The sequence below is a fragment of the Pseudomonas sp. URMO17WK12:I11 genome (genome assembly GCF_007677725.1).
In the GTDB taxonomy this organism is placed as follows: domain Bacteria; phylum Pseudomonadota; class Gammaproteobacteria; order Pseudomonadales; family Pseudomonadaceae; genus Aquipseudomonas.
The window spans coordinates 162,458-181,663 of the sequence record NZ_VEDF01000007.1 but is presented as its reverse complement, the minus strand read 5'-3'; the positions used below and the strand labels follow the sequence as shown (position 1 = coordinate 181,663).

18 protein-coding genes are annotated in these 19,206 nt (G+C 64.0%); 6 read left to right on the top strand and 12 right to left on the bottom strand.

The window, feature by feature from the left end; translation table 11 throughout:
• Positions 1-30: 30 nt before the first annotated feature.
• The 7 genes from hflX to FS665_RS15190 form a co-directional block, all read right to left on the bottom strand.
• On the bottom strand, positions 31-1,332 hold the full coding sequence (gene hflX / locus FS665_RS15220) for a ribosome rescue GTPase HflX (protein WP_145189972.1): 1,302 nt from the start codon (positions 1,330-1,332) through the stop codon (positions 31-33).
• A 12-nt stretch (positions 1,333-1,344) separates the two neighbouring features.
• A complete protein-coding gene (gene hfq, locus FS665_RS15215) occupies positions 1,345-1,605 on the bottom strand; it encodes an RNA chaperone Hfq (RefSeq protein ID WP_027920748.1) in 261 nt (86 codons plus the stop codon).
• A 90-nt stretch (positions 1,606-1,695) separates the two neighbouring features.
• Positions 1,696-2,667: a tRNA (adenosine(37)-N6)-dimethylallyltransferase MiaA gene (gene miaA, locus FS665_RS15210; protein ID WP_145189969.1), complete on the bottom strand. Its 972-nt coding sequence runs from the start codon at positions 2,665-2,667 to the stop codon at positions 1,696-1,698.
• A gap of 1 nt (position 2,668) precedes the next feature.
• Positions 2,669-4,567, bottom strand: coding sequence for a DNA mismatch repair endonuclease MutL (gene mutL / locus FS665_RS15205; RefSeq protein WP_145189966.1), 1,899 nt, complete (start codon positions 4,565-4,567; stop codon positions 2,669-2,671).
• Positions 4,564-5,994 carry an N-acetylmuramoyl-L-alanine amidase gene (locus FS665_RS15200; RefSeq protein ID WP_145189963.1) on the bottom strand — a complete coding sequence of 477 codons (1,431 nt, stop codon included), beginning with the start codon at positions 5,992-5,994 and terminating at the stop codon, positions 4,564-4,566. The genes mutL and FS665_RS15200 overlap by 4 nt, the downstream gene beginning before the upstream one ends.
• Before the next feature lie 11 nt (positions 5,995-6,005).
• Entirely contained in the window at positions 6,006-6,458 is a 453-nt protein-coding gene (gene tsaE / locus FS665_RS15195; protein ID WP_371921280.1) for a tRNA (adenosine(37)-N6)-threonylcarbamoyltransferase complex ATPase subunit type 1 TsaE, read from the bottom strand.
• An 8-nt stretch (positions 6,459-6,466) separates the two neighbouring features.
• Entirely contained in the window at positions 6,467-7,327 is an 861-nt protein-coding gene (locus FS665_RS15190) for an NAD(P)H-hydrate dehydratase (protein ID WP_145189958.1), read from the bottom strand.
• 64 nt (positions 7,328-7,391) lie between these two features.
• Here FS665_RS15190 and queG point away from each other — a divergent pair, with 64 nt between their 5' ends.
• Entirely contained in the window at positions 7,392-8,456 is a 1,065-nt protein-coding gene (queG, locus tag FS665_RS15185) for a tRNA epoxyqueuosine(34) reductase QueG (RefSeq protein WP_145189955.1), read from the top strand.
• A 30-nt stretch (positions 8,457-8,486) separates the two neighbouring features.
• Here queG and FS665_RS15180 read toward each other — a convergent pair whose 3' ends face one another.
• Both FS665_RS15180 and orn read right to left on the bottom strand, forming a co-directional pair.
• A complete protein-coding gene (locus FS665_RS15180; RefSeq protein ID WP_145189951.1) occupies positions 8,487-9,098 on the bottom strand; it encodes a trimeric intracellular cation channel family protein in 612 nt (203 codons plus the stop codon).
• A gap of 125 nt (positions 9,099-9,223) precedes the next feature.
• Positions 9,224-9,766 carry an oligoribonuclease gene (orn, locus tag FS665_RS15175; protein ID WP_145189948.1) on the bottom strand — a complete coding sequence of 181 codons (543 nt, stop codon included), beginning with the start codon at positions 9,764-9,766 and terminating at the stop codon, positions 9,224-9,226.
• 126 nt (positions 9,767-9,892) lie between these two features.
• Here orn and rsgA point away from each other — a divergent pair, with 126 nt between their 5' ends.
• Positions 9,893-10,924 carry a small ribosomal subunit biogenesis GTPase RsgA gene (gene rsgA / locus FS665_RS15170; protein ID WP_145189945.1) on the top strand — a complete coding sequence of 344 codons (1,032 nt, stop codon included), beginning with the start codon at positions 9,893-9,895 and terminating at the stop codon, positions 10,922-10,924.
• 49 nt (positions 10,925-10,973) lie between these two features.
• Here rsgA and motB read toward each other — a convergent pair whose 3' ends face one another.
• Entirely contained in the window at positions 10,974-12,002 is a 1,029-nt protein-coding gene (motB, locus tag FS665_RS15165; protein ID WP_145189942.1) for a flagellar motor protein MotB, read from the bottom strand.
• A gap of 3 nt (positions 12,003-12,005) precedes the next feature.
• The gene (gene motA / locus FS665_RS15160) at positions 12,006-12,857 is read right to left on the bottom strand and encodes a flagellar motor stator protein MotA (protein WP_145189940.1); all 852 of its coding nucleotides are present in this window, start codon (positions 12,855-12,857) and stop codon (positions 12,006-12,008) included.
• A 130-nt stretch (positions 12,858-12,987) separates the two neighbouring features.
• On the opposite strand from motA, the gene FS665_RS15155 reads away from it, so the two are divergent.
• Genes FS665_RS15155 through asd form a run of 3 tightly spaced genes read left to right on the top strand, consistent with a single transcriptional unit; the run spans position 12,988 to position 16,254 of the window.
• A complete protein-coding gene (locus tag FS665_RS15155; protein WP_145189937.1) occupies positions 12,988-14,523 on the top strand; it encodes an HDOD domain-containing protein in 1,536 nt (511 codons plus the stop codon).
• Between the two features lie 43 nt (positions 14,524-14,566).
• The gene (locus tag FS665_RS15150) at positions 14,567-15,376 is read left to right on the top strand and encodes a rhodanese-like domain-containing protein (protein ID WP_145189934.1); all 810 of its coding nucleotides are present in this window, start codon (positions 14,567-14,569) and stop codon (positions 15,374-15,376) included.
• A 14-nt stretch (positions 15,377-15,390) separates the two neighbouring features.
• Positions 15,391-16,254 carry an archaetidylserine decarboxylase gene (gene asd / locus FS665_RS15145; protein WP_145189931.1) on the top strand — a complete coding sequence of 288 codons (864 nt, stop codon included), beginning with the start codon at positions 15,391-15,393 and terminating at the stop codon, positions 16,252-16,254.
• A 75-nt stretch (positions 16,255-16,329) separates the two neighbouring features.
• Here asd and FS665_RS15140 read toward each other — a convergent pair whose 3' ends face one another.
• Positions 16,330-17,784 (bottom strand): AhpA/YtjB family protein, encoded by a 1,455-nt coding sequence (locus FS665_RS15140; protein ID WP_145189928.1) that lies wholly within the window; start codon positions 17,782-17,784, stop codon positions 16,330-16,332.
• Between the two features lie 135 nt (positions 17,785-17,919).
• Here FS665_RS15140 and serB point away from each other — a divergent pair, with 135 nt between their 5' ends.
• Entirely contained in the window at positions 17,920-19,134 is a 1,215-nt protein-coding gene (gene serB, locus FS665_RS15135) for a phosphoserine phosphatase SerB (RefSeq protein ID WP_145189925.1), read from the top strand.
• Positions 19,135-19,206: the final 72 nt, after the last annotated feature.

Genomic DNA, 19,206 nt, shown 5'->3' with positions numbered 1-19,206 from the left:
CCACTGACGCCCGGCGACCTCACCGGGCATTTATTGCAAAGTGTGTTGCTCGACAAACACTTGCGGCTCCATGCCTTCACGGCTGACCAGGCGATTCAACTCGACCCTGGGCAACCGAACACTCAGCAGGCTGCGCCCTTCTTCGTCATGCGCTTCACTTTGCACGGCACCCAGGTCGAAGAATTGCGCGCGCAAGCGAGCAAAACGCTGATCCAGACAAAGGGTGCCGACAAACAGATCATCCCCCAGCAACTCGGCAATCGCCTGGCCAACCAACTCCAGACCACGTCCATCGCGAGCCGATACCCAGACCCGTTGCGGCTTGCCATCGGCATCGCGCTGGATCTGCGGCTCGACATCTTCAAGCAGGTCGAGTTTGTTATAGACCTCGAGGATCGGCAAGCCTTCGGCACCGATCTCGCCCAATACCGCGAGCACCTGCTCGATCTGCTCCATGCGCTCGGGCTCATGGGCGTCGATCACATGCAGGAGCAGGTCGGAATTGCTCGACTCTTCGAGCGTAGCCCTAAATGCCTCGACCAGCTTGTGCGGCAGGTGACGAATGAAGCCCACCGTATCGGCCAACACGATCGGCCCCAGGTCAGCCAGTTCGAGCCGGCGCAGGGTCGGGTCGAGGGTGGCGAACAGTTGGTCAGCCGCGTAGACCTCGGATTCGGTGAGGGCGTTGAACAGGGTCGACTTGCCGGCGTTGGTATAGCCGACCAGCGACACGGAAGGGATGTCGGCGCGCTTGCGCCCGCGGCGAGCCTGCTCGCGCTGGCTGCGCACCTTCTCCAGGCGCCCTTTGATCTGGCGGATACGCACCCGCAGCAGACGGCGGTCGGTTTCAAGCTGGGTTTCACCCGGGCCGCGCAGGCCAATACCGCCTTTCTGCCGCTCGAGGTGGGTCCAGCCGCGCACCAGCCGCGTGCTCATGTGGTCGAGCTGGGCCAGTTCGACCTGCAGCTTGCCTTCATGGGTACGCGCCCGCTGGGCGAAGATGTCGAGAATCAGCCCGGTACGGTCAAGCACACGACACTCGAACACACGTTCGAGGTTGCGCTCCTGACTGGGCGTGAGGGTGTGATTGAAAATCACCAGGTCGACCTGTTCGGCTTTGACCCGATCGCGCAGCTCCTCGACCTTGCCGCTGCCAATCAGGTACTTGGCCGTAGGCTGATGCCTGGCGACCGTGGCCAACGAAACGATGTCGGCTCCGGCCGACAGTGCCAGTTCCTGAAACTCCTGCGGGTCTTCGCGCGCCTCAGGGTTCTGACCTTCCAAGTGAACGAGCAACGCCCGTTCACCACCACCGTGGCGCTCAAAGAACAATGCAGGCTCCTATCAGGCGTTGCCTGGCTCGCTGTCGCCGTGTTCGGAATCGGACGGGCTTGGCAGGCGAACCGGGCGGGCAGGGACGACGGTCGAGATAGCGTGCTTGTATACCATCTGGCTGACGGTGTTCTTCAGCAGCACCACGAATTGGTCGAAAGATTCGATCGAACCCTGCAGCTTGATCCCGTTGACCAGATAGATCGACACCGGGACCTTTTCTTTTCTCAGTTGGTTCAAGTAAGGGTCTTGTAGCGAATGCCCTTTTGACATATGCCGCACTCCTGTAAGGAAAATAGAAAATCAGAAAAATCGATAAGTTAGGCCGCCCCATCGCAAGAATAGACGGCAATCAGCAGGAACTCAGCTCAATATGGAGACGGACCCCAGGTATTTCAAGGTGCGGGACAGATTGTCGCAGGCCAGGCTGTCTAGCCAGTGTACGTCTGGCCAGCCGCGCAACCAGGTGAACTGCCGCTTGGCCAGCTGCCGAGTGGCGATGATACCGCGTTCGCGCATCTCATTCTCAGTCAGCTTGCCATCGAGGTAGTCCCAGACTTGCCGATACCCCACTGCCCGTATAGACGGCAGCCCGGCGTGCAAGTCACTTCTGGCTCGCAGCGATCGGACCTCCTCGACGAAGCCCTGTTCCAACATTTGTGAAAATCGTAACGCAATTCGCTGATGCAGAATGTGACGATCGGCAGGTGCGATGGCCAAACTGGCGACAGTATAGGGCAAATGCCCGCCCGCGCCTGTGTCTGCGTCGGCACTTTGCGCTGCTTGGCGCTGACGATGGGCGGTCATGCTCTGCCCACTGACCCGATAGACCTCCAGCGCCCGGATCAGCCGCTGCGGATCGTTGGGGTGGATGCGCGCCGCCGATTCCGGGTCGATCGCGGCCAGCTGGCGATGCAACTCGCTCAGCCCCAGCGCCTCGGCCTCGGCTTCGAGGACGGCGCGCACCGCACTGTCGGCTGCCGGCATGTCCGCCAGGCCGTCGATCAATGCCTTGTAATAAAGCATGGTGCCGCCGACCAGCAGCGGAATCTTGCCGCGCGCGCTGATGTCGGCCATCGCCTCCAGGGCATCGGCACGAAACTGCGCTGCCGAATAACTTTCGGCAGGGTCGCGGATGTCGATGAGCCGGTGTGGGTAGGCTGCCAGGGTGGCCTTGGACGGCTTTGCCGAACCGATGTCCAGGCCGCGATACACCAGCGCCGAATCGACGCTGATCAACTCACAGGGCAAGGCCTGGGTCAGCTCGATGGCAAGATCGGTCTTGCCGGCCGCCGTCGGGCCCATGAGAAATATTGCCGGAGGCTTGCCGCTCATTTCATCGACCGCGCAGGAAAAGTTTGTCCAGATCGTCAAGACCCATCTGGGTCCAGGTAGGCCGACCGTGGTTGCATTGGCCGCTGCGCTCGGTGTTTTCCATGTCGCGCAGCAAAGCGTTCATCTCGGGAATGGCCAGGCGTCGATTGGCCCGCACCGCGCCGTGGCAGGCCATGGTGCCGAGCAACTCGTTGAGGTGCGCCTGGATCCGGTCGCTGGTGCCGTACTCCATGAGGTCGGCCAGCACGTCCTGCACCAGGCGATTGGCCTCGGCCTGCTTGAGCAGTGCCGGGATCTGGCGGATGGCCAGGGTTTCCGGGCCCAGGCGCTGCAGTTCGAACCCCAGGCGCTGGAACCAGGCGCCGTGCTCCTCGGCGCAATCGGCCTCTCGTTGGCTCAAGGCCAGTGTTTCAGGCACCAATAACGGTTGGCCGCTGAGCCCCTCGCTGGCCATGGCCACCTTGAGCCGCTCGTACATGATGCGCTCATGGGCCGCATGCATGTCCACCAGCACCAGCCCCACGGCGTTCTCGGCGAGGATGTAGATCCCTTTGAGCTGCGCCAGGGCGTAGCCCAGCGGCGGAATATCACCCTCGCTCTGCGGCAGGGCCGGTGCCGTAGCCGCACCATCGTTCAGCGGCTTGTAGAACTCGCGATATACCGCTTGTGCCTCGGCGGCCGGCAGCGCCTGGGCCGGGCGCGGTGTGTACGAGTACTGGTAGCCTGCCCCGCTGCCGCCATTGGAGATACCCGACTGCAACGTCTGAGGTTGCTCGAGCAATGGCGAGGCCAGGCGCATTTCGCCTTGCGGGCCGAATTCGCCGGCCAGCTGGCCACTGGGACGCAGTGGCTCGGGCACTGCGGCGGGCGCTGCCAGCTGATCTTCCGGACGCACATCGGCCAGGGCCCGGTGCAAGGTGCCGTAGAGGAAATCGTGCACCGAACGGCCCTCACGGAAGCGCACTTCATGCTTGGTCGGGTGCACGTTGACGTCGACACCGTTCGGTTCGAGCTCCAGGAACAGCACGAAGGTCGGATGCCGCCCGTTGAACAGCACGTCGCGGTAAGCCTGGCGCACGGCATGGGCGACCAGTTTGTCGCGCACTGCTCGCCCGTTGACGAAGAAGTACTGCAGGTCCGCCTGGCTGCGCGAGAAGGTCGGCAAGCCGACCCAGCCCCACAGGCGCAGGCCGTTGCGCTCGACATCGATCGGCAGCGCCTGCTCCATGAACCCCGCTCCGCAGATGGCGCCTACACGGCGCGCTCGCGCCATGTCGTCATGGGCCTCGTGCAGACTGAGGATGCTCTTGCCGTTGTGGCGCAGATGAAACGCCACATCGAAGCGCGCAAGCGCCAGTCGCCGGATGACTTCCTGCAGGTGATCGAATTCGGTCTTCTCGGCCTTGAGGAATTTGCGCCGGGCCGGGGTATTGAAGAACAGATCACGCACCTCGACCGAGGTGCCGACCGGATGCGCCGCTGGCTGCACCCGCGGGGTCATGTCGCGGCCTTCGGTTTCCACCTGCCAGGCCTCGCCCGCCGAGGCGGTCCGCGAGGTCAGGGTGAGCCTTGCCACCGAGCTGATCGAGGCCAGGGCCTCGCCCCGGAAGCCGAGGCTCAAGACCCCTTCGAGGTCTTCGAGCTCACGAATCTTGCTGGTGGCGTGACGGGCCAGGGCCAGTGGCAAGTCGTCGGCTGAAATACCGCTGCCATCGTCACGCACGCGCAGCAACTTCACCCCGCCCTGCTCGACGTCCACATCGATGCGTCGGGCACCGGAGTCCAGGCTGTTTTCCAGCAGCTCCTTGGCCACCGAGGCAGGCCGCTCGACGACCTCGCCAGCGGCGATCTGGTTGGCCAGCCGCGGCGTCAGCAGCTGGATGCGGGCGCCACCACTCATTGTGCAGCCAGCGTCGTAGCAGGGATATCCAGGTGTTGGCCGACCTTCAATTCGTCGGTCTTGAGGCTGTTGGTACTACGCAGGCTGGTCACGCTCACCTGGTAGCGCACAGCCAGCATGGCCAGTGTTTCACCGGGGCGTACCGTATGCTCGCGCGGGCCCTGGGCAATCTTGCCACTGTCACGCAGCCAGGCGACGTAGGTGCCTGGCGGCGGATTTTGCTGGAAGTACTGGCGCACGCCGGTATGAATCGAGCGCGCCAGCGCCTGCTGGTGGCTGGCCGTGGCCAGCTTCGCCGCTTCGCTGTTGTTGGAGATGAAGCCGGTTTCGACCAGGATCGACGGGATGTCCGGCGATTTCAACACCATGAACCCGGCCTGCTCCACCCGCTGCTTGTGCAGCGAGGTCACCCGCCCCATGTTGCCCAGCACCTTCTGCCCGACGTTCAGGCTCGAACTCAGCGTGGCCGTCATCGACAGGTCGAGCAATACCCCGGCGAGCATGCGGTCCTTGTCGTCGAGGCTGACATTACCGGCGCCACCGATCAGGTCGGAGCGGTTTTCCGTATCCGCCAGCCAGCGCGCCGTCTCGGAGGTGGCGCCACGGTCGGACAGGGCGAACACCGACGCACCGAAGGCGGCGCGCGACGGCGCGGCGTCGGCGTGAATCGAGATGAACAGGTCGGCACCCTTCTTGCGCGCGATTTCCGTGCGCTTGCGCAAGGGGATGAAATAGTCGCCGGTACGGGTCAGCTCGGCACGATAGCCTTTCTCGCTGTTGATCTGGCGTTGCAGCTCCTTGGCGATCTGCAGCACGATGTCTTTTTCATGCTGACCGCGCGAGCCGGAAGCACCCGGGTCTTCGCCACCGTGGCCAGCGTCGATGGCGACCACGATGTCGCGCTTGCCGCTCGGCACCGGGGGCAGCTTGATGGCTGGCTGGGCCGGGGTCACTGGCACCGCGGGCGTGGTTGCAGGCGTGGGCACTGGCGTCGGCGGCGGGGTCGGCGCGGTGGCAGCGACAGCGTCGGCTTCCTGATCGTACAGGTCGACCACCAGGCGGTTGCCATATTGGGCGTTGGGCGCCAAGGTGAAGCTCTTGGGGGTAACCGATTTCTTCAGGTCGACCACCACGCGCAGGTCGGTGGCGGTGCGTTGGGCCGAGCGCACACTGCTGATGGGGGTGTTCGAGGTGGCCACGTTCAGCGGCGCCGCCAGGGTTGCACCATTGATGTCGATGACCAGGCGATCCGGCGCGCTCAAGGTAAAGACGCTGTGCTGCACCGGGCCTGACAGGTCGAAGACCAGCCGCGTGTTGTCCGGCGCCCGCCACAGGCGCATGCTCTTGACCTGCGTAACGGCCAAAGCGTCAACGGTCACCGCAGTCAGCAGCAATCCAACCAAAGCGACCAGTGCGCGTATGCGCATACCTACCCCACTTACTGTTTATGGTGTGCGGCCAGTGCAGTGCACCAGGCCTCGCCGCGAGCCCCCTGCGGCACGAGCTCAAGCGAGCGGCCGCCCGCTTGGGGGCTTATGGTAATGGTCAGGTCAGGCTTTGGCAAAACGCCCGCACCCTTTTCTGGCCACTCGAACAGGCACAGCGGGTCGCCCTCGAAATAATCGCGAATGCCCATGAACTCCAGCTCCTCGGGATCGACCAGGCGATACAGGTCGAAATGAAACGCCCGCAGCTCGCCGATCTCGTAGGGTTCGACCACGGTAAAGGTCGGGCTTTTCACTGCACCAGTATGGCCCAAGCCTCGGATCAGACCACGCGAGAGCGTGGTTTTCCCCGCGCCCAGGTCGCCTTGCAGAAAAATCACGCCGTGACCGTCAGTTACCGCAGCCAGATGCGCACCGAAATCGACCGTAGCCGCTTCATCGGCCAGAAACAGGGTTATGCCAGACACGCAGAATGTTCCTCCAACAACTCACGAATGACCGGCGCCAGATCGCTGGCCGCCAGGCCTCTACCTTCTACACCCAGGCGCTCGCCGGCGCAGGCGTGCAGCCAGACGCCCAGACCTGCCGCTTGCCAGGCATCGAGCCCTTGCGCCAGCAAAGCTGCCAGCACTCCGGTCAGCACATCGCCCAGCCCTGCCCCAGCCATGGCCGGGTGCCCGCGCAGGCACTGGGCCAACTGCCCGCTGGGGTCTGCCACCAAGGTGCCGGCGCCCTTGAGCACGCAGACACTGTCATGCCGACGCGCCAACTTGCGCGCCGCGCCAGCGCGGTCGGCCTGCACCGCTTCGGTGGAAATCCCCAGCAAGCGCGCTGCCTCGCCTGGGTGCGGCGTGAGAATGCTGCCACTGGGCAGGGCCAACGGCGCGCGCGCCAGCAGGTTCAGGGCATCGGCGTCCCACACTTGCGGGCAGCGCGCCGTAGCAGCCGCCGACAGCAGGCTGCGCCCCCAGGCGGCCTGGCCAAGGCCCGGGCCCACCACCAGCACCGAGGCGCGATCGAGCAGCGCCATCAGCTGATTGGCCGACTCGACGCCCAGGCACATGCATTCCGGCATCCGCGTCAAGCCAGCAGGCACATGGTGCGCCCTGGTCGCGACGCTGACCAGGCCGGCACCGCAGCGCAGGGCGGCCTCGGCGCTTAGCAGCACGGCACCACCGGTGCCGAGGTCGCCGCCAACCACCAGGACGTGGCCGAAATCGCCTTTTTGCGCATCAAGCGGACGTGCCGGCAGGCGCGCGACGGTGGCGCTACTGAGCACGTGTGGGGTACTACCGGTGTGTTTGGTCTGCGCCATGGGGTCAAAGGCTCCAATGTCTGGCAGAATTATACGCACCTGAGCCCGTATTGCCTGCCCACCCATGCCTGCTTCTACACCCGACCTCGTCCAACTGGCCCAATCGATCAAGATGTGGGGCCAAGAACTCGGCTTTGCCCACGTTGGCGTCGCCGGCGTCGACCTTGGCGAGCATGAACATCATCTGCAACGCTGGCTCGACGCCGGCTACCAGGGCGAGATGGAGTACCTGGGGGCACACGGCAGCAAGCGCGCCCACCCCGAGCAATTGATTCCGGGCACGGTGCGCGTGGTTTCGCTGCGCATGGACTACCTGCCCGGCGACACGCAAATGGCGCAGCGTCTCGCCCAGCCCGAAAAGGCCTATATCTCGCGCTATGCCCTGGGCCGGGACTACCACAAGCTGGTGCGCAAGCGCGTGCAGTTTCTGGCCGACCGCATCCAGGAGGCGATCGGCCCGTTCGGCTACCGGGCTTTCGTCGACAGTGCCCCGGTCCTGGAAAAGGCCTTGGCCGAACAGGCCGGGCTGGGCTGGATCGGCAAGAACACACTGCTGCTCAACCGCAAAGCCGGCAGTTACTTTTTCTTGGCCGAGCTGTTCGTCGACCTGCCCTTGCCGGTCGACCCGCCGCATGTCAGCGAGCATTGCGGACGCTGCCAGGCATGCCTGGACATCTGCCCGACCCAAGCCTTCGTCGGCCCCTACGTGCTGGATGCGCGGCGCTGCATTTCCTACCTGACCATCGAGCTGCGCGGGCCGATTCCGCTGGAGCTGCGTTCGAAAATGGGCAACCGGGTGTTCGGCTGCGACGACTGTCAGATCGTCTGCCCGTGGAACCGCTTCGCCACGCCCAGCCAGGAGCAGGACTTTCAGCCGCGGCACGGCCTGGAAAACGCCGAGTTGGCCGAGATGTTCCTGTGGGACGAACGCACGTTCCTGCGCAAGACCGAAGGTGGGCCGCTGCGCCGCGCGGGCTATGAGCGCTTCCTGCGTAACCTGGCGGTGGGCCTGGGCAATGCGCCGTCGACCATCCCCGTGATCGAGGCGCTTAAGGCGCGTCGCGAAGACGATTCGGCGCTGGTGCGCGAGCATGTCGAGTGGGCGCTGGAACGCCACGGCGCAGACTGACCACCCGCGCCGTTTACCGGCCTGGCCGGGCTACTGCTGGTCGTTGTAGTGGAATTTGGGCATTTCCCAGTGAAAGCGGATAGCCAGCAAGCGCAGCAGAAATCCACCAAACAGGGTCAGCAGCGTCGCCTGTTCAGCCTGCACCTGGAAGTACACGCAGCCCAGGTAAAACCAGGCCGCGGCGAACGATACGCTGGCGTACAGTTCACGACGGAATACCAGCGGGATATCGTTGCAGAAGATATCCCGCAGGATGCCGCCGAATACGCCGGTTATCACCCCACTGATCGATGCCACCAGCATGCCCTGCCCCATTTCCAGCGCGGTCATGCAGCCGATCAGGGTGAAGGCCACCAGCCCCAGGGCATCGAGCACCAGAAACAGCGAGCGCAAGCGCCGCATCATTGGCGCGATGAAAATCGTCAACAGTGCCGCGCAACTGGTCAGCACCAGGTATTCAGGGTGTTTCACCCACGTCAGCGGGTAATGGCCCAGCAGCACATCCCGCACCGACCCGCCCCCAAGCGCCGTGACACAGGCGATCAGCACCACGCCAAACCAGTCCATGCCACGCCGACCCGCGGACAACGCCCCGGTCATGGCCTCGGCGGTAATGGCAATCAAATACAACATCAACAACATGACAGGACCCAGGGGAAGAAGAAGTTGCTAGCTGCAAGCTGCAAGCGGTGCGCGGAGGCTGGAAAACCCCGTCCAGCGCAACAGCGCATCGCCTGGCTTTTAGCTTTTAGCTTGCAGCTTGCCGCTTAGAACTTGATGAAGTGCTCGCGATAGTGGCGCAGTTCGGCGATCGATTCGCGGATGTCGTCCAGCGCCAGGTGGGTGCCGCCTTTCTTGAAGCTGTCGCGCACCTCCGGGGCCCAGCGGGCGGCCAGTTCCTTGAGGGTGGAGACATCCAGGTTGCGGTAGTGGAAATAGTTTTCCAGCTCGCGCATGTGCCGGTACAGGAAACGGCGGTCCTGGCAGATGCTGTTGCCACAGATCGGCGACTTGCCTTTCGGTACCCACTGCTCCAGGAACGCGATGGTCTGGGCTTCGGCTTCGGCCATGCTCACGCGGCTGTCCCGTACGCGCTGGGTCAGGCCCGAGGCGCCGTGGGTGCGGGTGTTCCACTCGTCCATCCGTGCCAGCACTTCATCGCTGTGGTGAATGGCGATCACCGGGCCTTCTGCCAGGGTGTTCAGCTCGCTGTCGGTGACGATGGTGGCCATCTCGATGATCACATCGTGGTCCGGGTCCAGACCGGTCATCTCAAGATCGATCCAGATCAGGTTCTGTGGGTTATGCATGAACGGAACTCCTCGTATAGGCCGTCATAGTAGCCTAGCGTCGCCTCCCACAGGTAAGCAGAATGGTCGGCACCACGGCGTGCTAAACTGCCTGCCGTTTTCAACTTGCCCCACCTTGGAAGGTTCATGGCCAAACGCCAGCTCAATCGTCGCCAAAATTGGCGGATCGAAAAAATCCAGAACGAACGCGCCGCTCGCGCCGCCAAACGCGAGCAGCACGTGCTGCAGGAGCTGGAGGGCGGCGACCTGGGGCCGGAGCAGTTGGGCCTGGTCATCGCCCACTTCGGCGTGCAGGTCGAGGTAGAAGCCCAGGATGGCGAAGCCGCAGGCCAGGTCGTGCGCTGCCACTTGCGCGCCAACCTGCCGGCACTGGTGACCGGCGACCGCGTGGTATGGCGCGCCGGCAACCAGGGCATCGGCGTGATCGTCGCGCAGATGCCCCGCAGCACCGAGCTATGCCGGCCGAACAACCACGGTCAACTCAAGCCGGTGGCGGCCAACGTCGACCTGATCGTAATCGTCTTCGCGCCCGCGCCGGAGCCACATCCGAACTTGATCGACCGCTATCTGGTCGCCGCCGAGCATGCCGGTATCCGGCCGTTGCTGCTGCTGAACAAGGCCGACCTGATCGACGACGAAAACGGCCCCGGTCTGCACGCGCTGCTCGAAGTCTACCGCGACCTGGGCTACCCGCTGCTCGAAGTTTCCGCACACCAGGGCGACGGCATGCAACGCTTGCAGCACATGCTCGACGGCCACATCAGTGTGTTCGTTGGCCAATCCGGCGTGGGCAAGTCGTCGCTGGTCAACAGCCTGCTGCCAGCGGCAGGCACGCGCGTTGGCGACCTGTCCGAGTGGTCCGGCCAGGGTACCCACACCACCACCACTGCGCGCCTGTACCACTTCCCCAACGGCGGCAACCTGATCGACTCGCCGGGCATCCGCGAATTCGGGCTCGGCCATGTCAGCCGCAGCGATGTGGAAGAAGGTTTCATCGAGTTTCGCGAGCTGTTCGGCACCTGCCGCTTCCGCGACTGCAAGCATGACCGCGAGCCGGGCTGCGCGCTGCTCAAGGCCCTCGACGAGGGCCGTATCAAGCCGCAACGCATGCACAGCTACCGCTCGATCATCGCCAGCCTGCCCGAAGACAGCTACTAGGAACCAGGCCGTCAGGCATTCATGGAGCCGCACGGCGGCTCCGCGCAGTTTACTGGTCCTTGGCTTCGTCCATCTTCAAGGTCCCATCCTCGAAAATGTTCAGCTTCTGCCGCAGCTCCCGCGGCTGCATCGGTGCCTGGTTTGCAGGCTCCGCTGGCGCTGCAGTGTCGGGCGCGGCTGCGCCAGGCGCAGCTTCGGCCGACGGCGCTGGCGGCGCTTGCTCCGTGCCCTGCTCGCCCTCGATGTTGCGTTGGGCTTTCTTGGTCAGCACGATGATGTCGATGCGGCGGTTGACCGGGTTGAACGGATTCTTGCGGTCGAACAGCGACGATGAGGCGTAGCCCACCACCCGCGCCACCTGGCCGTCTGGATAGCCACCGGCGACCAGCGCGCGACGGGCGGCGTTAGCGCGGTTGGCCGACAATTCCCAGTTACCGAAATCACCGGTGCCGGAATAGGCCTTGGCGTCAGTGTGACCGCTGATGCTGATCTTGTTCGGCACCGCCTTGATGGTGTCGGCCATGGCCAGCAGGATGTCTTCGAAATACGGCTGCAACCGCGCGCTGCCGATATCGAACATGGGCCGGTTCTCGGCGTCCATGATCTGAATGCGCAGGCCGTCCTGGGTGATCTCGAAGAGGATCTGATCCTTGAACTTCTGCAGCTGCGGGTTTTCCTCGACCTTGTTCTGCAGCTCCTGCAACAGCAGCTCCAGACGCTCGCGCTCGACCTGCTCGGCCATCGTCTCGACCTGGTCCTTGTCCAGCTGAATGCTGGTGTCAGGCGTCGGCTCGGACTTCTCCTCGGGGTTGATGGTCTTGTCCGGCGCCAGCTGCGGCGAGCCGCCCAGATCGATGACGTAGGGCGTACCGCTTTCGGAGAAGCCGATCGGGTCCTTGAAGTAACCGGCAATGGCGATCTTCTGCTCAGGGGTGGCCGTGGACAGCAGCCACAGCACCAGGAAGAACGCCATCATGGCCGTGGCGAAGTCGGCGAAGGCGATCTTCCAGGCGCCACCGTGGTGGCCGCCACCATAGCGCTTGACGCGCTTGATGATTATCGGCTGATTGTTTTCCATGGCTTAGCGACCGCGAACTGCTTGTTCCAGCTCGGCAAAGCTCGGACGGTGCTTGGGGTACAGCACCTTGCGCCCGAATTCCACCGCCAGCGAAGGCGGCATGCCCGAAGCCGAGGCCACCAGCGAAGCCTTGATCGACTCATAGAGGTTGATTTCTTCCTTGGCATCATGCTCCAGGCACTTGGCCAGCGGGCCGAAGAAGCCATAGGCCGCGAGGATACCGAAGAAGGTACCGACCAGCGCCGCACCGACGTGCAGACCGATCGAAGCCTGATCGCCGTCACCCAGCGACGCCATGGTCACGACAATGCCCAGTACCGCCGCGACGATACCGAAGCCTGGCATGCCATCGGCGATGCCGTTGACCGCATGGGAGGGGTGCTCGAGCTCTTCCTTCATGCTCAGCAGCTCCATGTCGAACAGGCCTTCGAGCTCATGCGGCGCCATGTTGCCGGTCGACATGATGCGCAGGTAATCACAGATGAACGCGGTCATGCGCTCATCGCCGAGTACCGCGGGGTACTTGGCGAAAATCGGGCTGGCTGCGGCGTCTTCGATATCGCCCTCGATCGCCATCATGCCTTCCCGACGGCTCTTGTTGAGAATCTCGTAAACCAGGCCGAGCACTTCGAGGTAGAACGTGTGGGTGAAGCGCGAACCGAACATCTTCAGCGACTTCTTGATTACATGCATGGTCATGTAACCGGGGTTGGCCTGCAGGAAAGCGCCAAACGCCGCACCGCCGATGATGAGCACTTCGAACGGCTGGATCAGCGCCGCGATCTTGCCGTGGGAGAGTACATATCCGCCGAGCACGCTCGCGAATACGACGATGATGCCGATAATTTTAGCCATAGGATCAAAGCACTTGCTGTCGTGGTCAGGGTGAGGGACGGGAGCTTTAAAACTCTTCTTCTACTTATCGGCAGAACTGCGCCAGACTATAGCCACTCAAAGCGAAAAGCCAGTTTGGACTGATGTCAAAATGCCAATGGAATCCAAGGTGCCTACTGACAATCCGCGTACGCTAGAGGCCTGGGTGAAGCTGCTCGACGGGCTGCGCGTCCCGGTGCCCAAGCACAGCTACGAGCGGGTCATGAATGCCATCAATGACAGCCGCCGCTCGTTGCGTGACATCGCCGAACTGATGCAGGACAGCCCCGCGCTGGTGTTGTCCGCCATGCGCGAAGCCAATCATCCGGCCAATGCCAGCCAGGCCGAGCCAGCCGAAAGCCTGGAAATCGCCCTCAACCGCCTGGGTCTGACCCGCACCCGCCAATTGCTGTTGCGCCTGCCGGCAGTGCCCGAAGACGACATTCCGCCCGTGCTGCGCCAGTTCCTGATGATCAGCCAGCATGCGGCCCAGCAGGCCAGTGGGCTGTTCGCCAGCCGCCTGGCGCGGCTGTGGCAGGAGATCCACTGGGGTAGCCTGCTGTTTCTGGCGCCGCTCTGGCCCATGGCGCTGGCCTATCCGAAGCTGCTCGATGCCTGGGAGTTGCGGGTCATTCACAAAGGCGAGGAAGCGGCCGAGGTCGAACATGAATTGTTCGGCGTGCGCATCATGGCGCTGTGCCAGGCAGTAGCCGAGCACTGGCGCCTGCCGCGCTGGGTCACCCAAGGCTACCGCTTGCTGCTCGAAGAACGTGAGCAACTGGCCCAGGTCCTGAGCATCGCGCGTGAAGACGACCTGCTCGCCCAGCAGCATCGCCTGGACGAGGCGCCGGGGCTGCGCCGCTGGTTCAACGAGCCGGCCAATACCGTGCTGCTGGCCAATAACCTGGCCCTGGCGGCGCAGGTGGGCTGGGACAACCCACACTTGCTGCGCTGGCAGCTGCTGACCGCGCTGTACCTGCAGACTTCGTTGGACGATGTGCAGCAACAAGTGCACCAGCAGGCCGCCGCCAGTGCCCGGCGCCATGCCCGACATGCCCTGTTCCATCCGGCCGAAGCGCTGATCTGGCCGTGGCAGCAACGCCGCCCTCACCCAGACATGCTCGCGCCACCACCGCCGTCGAGCGAAGACCTCGGCCGCTGGCGCACGCTGTGCCAAGACCTGCTGGCCCAGCCCAGCCGCTTCACTAACGCCGTACACCTGGCCACGCACGCACGCGACGCCCTGCTCGCTGGCGGCATGCAGCGCGTGCTGTTACTGGCATTGGACCGCAACAGCGAAGTACTACGGGTGCAGCAGAGCGCCGGTTTGCCCAAGCAGGCCGACGCCGTGACGCTGCCGGTCGCCGACAGCAAGCTGTTGCAAAGGCTGCTGAGCAAGGCCGGTCAACTGCGCCTGACGCCTGACAACCATGGCCAGTTCGCGCCTTTGCTGCCAACCCCGATACGCGCGCTGTTTCGCAGCGAACACGTGCTGCTGCGTTCGCTGGCGGTCAACGATCAGGTGTTGATGCTGGTGATCGCCGACCAAGGCGGCAAGCCCCTGGCCGATGTCAGCGTGCAAGCGTTCGGTAAAACCGCGCAATGTATCGAGCGGGCGCTGGCGGTGTTTGGCAACCGCGAAGCCTAGGGCATGCGCTACAATCGCTGCTCTTTGCCCCTGGAGAACGTGGATGACTGACTTTTCCGGTCTGCCGCTGGTGATCGAAGCCGCGGACCTGCTACCGCGCCTGGACTGCCCGCAGTTGATCCTGGTCGACTTGAGCAGCGCCAACCGCTATGTCAGCGGGCATATCCCAGGTGCGCGCTTCGTCGAGGGCAAGCGCACCCAGCTCGGGCAACCGCCGGCGCCTGGCTTGCTGCCAGGCCTGGGCGAGCTGGAAAGGCTGTTCAGCGAACTGGGGCACCGAGACGACGCCGTCTACGTGGTCTATGACGATGAAGGCGGCGGCTGGGCCGGGCGCTTCATCTGGCTGCTCGATGTCATCGGTCATCCGCACTATCACTACCTCAACGGCGGCATCCAGGCCTGGCCGGCCGACCAGCTCAGCACCGCAGTCCCGGCCGCCGGCACTGCCCCGGTGCACCTGCACCTGCACAGCGAGCCGACGGCCACCCGCGAATACTTGCAAAGTCGCTTGGGCGCCGCCGACCTGGTGGTCTGGGACGCTCGTGCGCCGCAGGAATTCAGCGGCGAAAAAGTCCTCGCCGCCAAGGGCGGGCACATACCCGGCGCGGTCAATTTCGAATGGACCGCCGGCATGGACCTCAATGATCACCTGCGCATCCGTCACGACATCGCCGACGTACTGGCGCAGCTGGGTATCACCCCCGACAAGGAAGTGATCACCCACTGTCAGACTCACCGCCGCTCCGGCTTTACCTACCTGGTGGCCAAGGCCCTCGGCTACCCACGCATCAAGGCCTATGCCGGTTCGTGGAGCGAATGGGGCAACCACCCGGACACGCCTGTCGAAGTTTAAGGACACTGCCTACAATGAAATCCCGCCTGTTCATCATCAGCCAGCACCTGCTGCCGCATCATCTGCTGTCGCGCCTGGCCGGCTGCATCGCCGAATGCCGCGTACGCTGGTTCAAGAATGCCTTCACAGCCTGGTTCGCCAAGCGCTACCAGGTCAACATGAGCGAAGCCCTGGTCGAAGACCTCAGCGCCTACGAGCACTTCAACGCATTCTTCACCCGCGCCCTGAAGCCCGGCGCTCGCCCGCTGGACCAGAGCCCAGGTGCCGTACTCTGCCCGGCCGATGGCGCGGTCAGCCAACTGGGCCCGATCGAGCACGGTCGCATCTTCCAGGCCAAGGGTCACAGCTTCAGCGCCCTGGAGCTGCTGGGCGGCGACCCGGCCCTGGCGGCGCCGTTCATGGGCGGTGAGTTCGCCACCATCTACCTGTCGCCCAAGGATTATCACCGCGTGCACATGCCCCTGGCCGGCACCCTGCGCGAGATGGTCTACGTGCCCGGCCGGCTGTTCTCGGTGAACCAGACCACGGCGGAGAACGTGCCGGAACTGTTCGCCCGCAACGAGCGAGTGGTTTGCCTGTTCGATACCGAGCGCGGGCCGATGGCCGTGGTGCTGGTCGGTGCGATGATCGTCGCTTCGGTCGAAACGGTGTGGGCTGGCCTGGTAACGCCGCCTAAGCGCGAACTGAAAACCTTCCGCTACGACGATGCCAGCCGCGCACCGATCCACCTGGAGAAAGGTGCCGAGCTCGGGCGCTTCAAGTTGGGTTCGACTGCGATCGTGCTGTTCGGCCCGCAGCAGGTGAAGTGGGCCGAGCTGCTCGGTGCCGGCTCGGCGGTGCGCATGGGTGAATTGCTCGCCCAACCGCAACAGGTCTGAATCTGGCAACGCCCCGGTTAGCGCCGGGGAACACACTGCGCCGCCGCTGCCCTTGGGCAAGGCGGCGCACGTGCATCAGGCGCGGCGTTCGTGCATCCGCGCCAGCTGCCGCTCCAGCATCGATGGATACGGCTCCATCAAGCGTTCCACGCAGCAGGCCCCTTCGGGGCTGGCGATCGGACGAATCCGTGCACGCTTGCGAATCAGCTCATCATCACTGATCTGCCGCTCCACCAGCAGCAGGTTGCGGCTGTGCTGTGACAGCGCCAAGGCGTCCTGGGCTTTCTCGGCCATCAACAGATCGACCTGCTCCAGCCCTTGCAGGTCATCGCTCAAGGCCAGACCCAACTGCAGTTGCAAAGTGATGCCGCTGTCGGCCACTTCGATCTGCAAGGCGTGGCCAAGGGCTCGCAGCAGCTCGCCGCAGCAGATGGCATTGGTCAGGTAATCTTCGCCACACTCGCGGCTGTGGAACAGCACCAGCGTGCTGCCGTCGTTGAGCGCGTGAATCTCACCTTCGTACAGCGACGCGGCTTGCTCCAGGCAACCCTCGTAGCGCTCGATCAGCTCGCTCAGGCGGGTACGCGGCAGGCGCCGCAGTTGTTCCTGCGAGCCCAGTTGCACGGCCAGCACTGCGCTGTACTGCGGCTCATCGCTGATCACGGGGGCAGGTTTGACCACCGCTTGCTCGTCATCCAGCAGTCCGGCAAAGGCTGCGTCGTCGTCCTCGTCGGCCTGGACCACGGCCTTGGCGCGTTGCGCCGGCAAGACCTGCACGTCATCGTGCAGGTCTTCGAACTCGTCTTCCTCCGGCTCAGGCTCAGGTTCAGGCGGAGGTGGCGGCGCCAGGCGTGCGTGCAGCTGGCGGGCGATGTCGCCGATCTCATCCTGACGGTCGATGGCCGGCGTGTACGGATGCGGGTCGCGCAGCCAGACACGCAACTGCAACAGCGGCAAGGTGATGTGACGACCTTGGCGCAGGCTCAGGCTCAAGGCCAAGGCCAGCAGGATCGCCGCCAGAATGCCCATGCTCTGCAGGCTGATCAGCATCGGCTGCTGGAACTGGCCCATGTCCAGGCTGATGCGCAACTGCCCCGCGGTCACGTCCTGGAAGGTGATCTTGGTCTGGTACAGCCCCTCGGCTTCGCCCAGCAGGCTGTTGCGCGGACGCTGGCCGGCTTCGGCGAGTATGCGGTTGTCGACGCTGTAGATGGCCGCGTGGGCCACCAGCGGGTTTTTCACCAGGTTGCCCAGCAGGACGTTGAGGCTGAGGATGTCGTTGGACACCAGCAGCTCGGTGGCCGACGTGGCGGTCTGCGTGGTCAGGCTCTGGCCCAGGGCATCGGCCTGCTCATGCATGGCCTGCTTGAACTGCAGGCCCATCACGCAGGCATAGATCACCAGCGCCAGGGCGACCAGGAATATGTTGGTACTGGCGATACGCAGTGCCAGTGGAACACGACGTTGGCGCAGGGCACGAAAGATCATCAGGAAGAAGTTATCTGGTTTGACGGGCGTGGGCCGGTTCACAGAGCTAGGCTCTTAATGGCATAAAAGTGTTGCGCAGTATAGCGAGCCGGGTTTTGTCGGCAAAGTAGCGTAAGCACCCGATGGTCATGGAAAATCGGTAGAATGCGCATTTTTCATCGAAGTCGGAGCCCGATTTTGCGCGAAATCGTCCTGATCAACATCACCGGTGAAGACCGACCCGGTCTCACTGCGGCTATCACCGGCGTCCTGCTCCAGGGCGGTGTGAACATCCTCGACATCGGCCTGGCGGTCATGCACGGCACCTTGTCGTTCGGCATCCTGGTCGACATCCCCGACAACGAAGTGGCCACCCGCCTGTTGCAGAGCGTGCAGTCCAAGGCCCATGAGCTGAACCTGCAGGCCCGCTACACGCCCGTTTCGGAAGCCGACTACCAGCACTGGGCCGATGCCCAGGGCGAGGCGCGCCACATCGTCACCCTGCTCAGCCGCAAGATCAGCCCTAAACAGTTGCAGCGCGTCAGCGCCGTCATCAGCCAGTACGGCCTGACCATCGAGCGCATCGAGCGCCTGTCGGCCCGCGTGGCGCTGGATGCGCCAAGCGAAACCGCCAAGGCCGCCCTGGAGATCTCCGTGCGCGGCGTGCCGAGCGATGCCCAGGCCCTGCGCGCCGACTTCTTCGCCTTGTCCGAAGCGCTCAACGTCGACATCGCCTTCCAGAAAGACGACCTGTTCCGCCGCAACCGCCGCCTGGCGGTATTCGACATGGACTCCACGCTGATCGAAGCCGAGGTGATCGATGAGTTGGCCAAGGCCGCCGGTGTCGGCGAACAGGTCGCGGCCATCACCGAGCGCGCCATGCGCGGCGAGCTGGACTTCCGCGCCAGCTTCAAGGAGCGCATGGCACTGCTCAAAGGCCTGGATGTGAGCGTACTCGACGAAATTGGCGCATCCCTGCGCCTGACCGAGGGTGCCGAGCACCTGTTCGCCGAGCTCAAGCGCCTGGGCTACAAGACAGCCATCCTGTCTGGTGGCTTCTCCTACTTCGCCAAGCAGGTGCAAGCGCGACTGGGCATCGATTACGTATTCGCCAACGAACTGCCCGTCGTCGACGGCAAGGTGACCGGTGAAACGGTCGAACCGATCGTCGACGCCCAGCGCAAGGCCGCTTTGCTGCAACAGTTGGCCAGTGAAGAAGGCTTGCAGCTGGAGCAGACCATCGCCGTGGGTGACGGTGCCAATGACCTGCCGATGCTGGCCCTGGCCGGCCTCGGCGTGGCCTTCCGTGCCAAGCCATTGGTGCGCCAGTCGGCCAAGCAGGCGATCTCGACCCTTGGCCTGGATGGCGTGCTGTATCTACTGGGCCTGCGTGATCGCGACTTGCGCCAGTAATCGGTACCGGCCTGGGTGGCCTTGCCGCTCAGGCTTGCTGCGTCAGATAAAAAAAAGCCCGCGAACATGCGG

Excerpts from the sequence above, each read along its gene's own strand:
- hfq (WP_027920748.1), bottom strand. The coding sequence starts at position 1,605 with ATGTCAAAAGGGCATTCGCTACAAGACCCTTACTTGAACCAACTGAGA.
- miaA (WP_145189969.1), bottom strand. The coding sequence starts at position 2,667 with ATGAGCGGCAAGCCTCCGGCAATATTTCTCATGGGCCCGACGGCGGCC.
- mutL (WP_145189966.1), bottom strand. The coding sequence starts at position 4,567 with ATGAGTGGTGGCGCCCGCATCCAGCTGCTGACGCCGCGGCTGGCCAAC.
- FS665_RS15200 (WP_145189963.1), bottom strand. The coding sequence starts at position 5,994 with ATGCGCATACGCGCACTGGTCGCTTTGGTTGGATTGCTGCTGACTGCG.
- FS665_RS15190 (WP_145189958.1), bottom strand. The coding sequence starts at position 7,327 with ATGGCGCAGACCAAACACACCGGTAGTACCCCACACGTGCTCAGTAGC.
- queG (WP_145189955.1), top strand. The coding sequence starts at position 7,392 with ATGCCTGCTTCTACACCCGACCTCGTCCAACTGGCCCAATCGATCAAG.
- FS665_RS15180 (WP_145189951.1), bottom strand. The coding sequence starts at position 9,098 with ATGTTGTTGATGTTGTATTTGATTGCCATTACCGCCGAGGCCATGACC.
- orn (WP_145189948.1), bottom strand. The coding sequence starts at position 9,766 with ATGCATAACCCACAGAACCTGATCTGGATCGATCTTGAGATGACCGGT.
- rsgA (WP_145189945.1), top strand. The coding sequence starts at position 9,893 with ATGGCCAAACGCCAGCTCAATCGTCGCCAAAATTGGCGGATCGAAAAA.
- motB (WP_145189942.1), bottom strand. The coding sequence starts at position 12,002 with ATGGAAAACAATCAGCCGATAATCATCAAGCGCGTCAAGCGCTATGGT.
- motA (WP_145189940.1), bottom strand. The coding sequence starts at position 12,857 with ATGGCTAAAATTATCGGCATCATCGTCGTATTCGCGAGCGTGCTCGGC.
- FS665_RS15155 (WP_145189937.1), top strand. The coding sequence starts at position 12,988 with ATGCCAATGGAATCCAAGGTGCCTACTGACAATCCGCGTACGCTAGAG.
- FS665_RS15150 (WP_145189934.1), top strand. The coding sequence starts at position 14,567 with ATGACTGACTTTTCCGGTCTGCCGCTGGTGATCGAAGCCGCGGACCTG.
- asd (WP_145189931.1), top strand. The coding sequence starts at position 15,391 with ATGAAATCCCGCCTGTTCATCATCAGCCAGCACCTGCTGCCGCATCAT.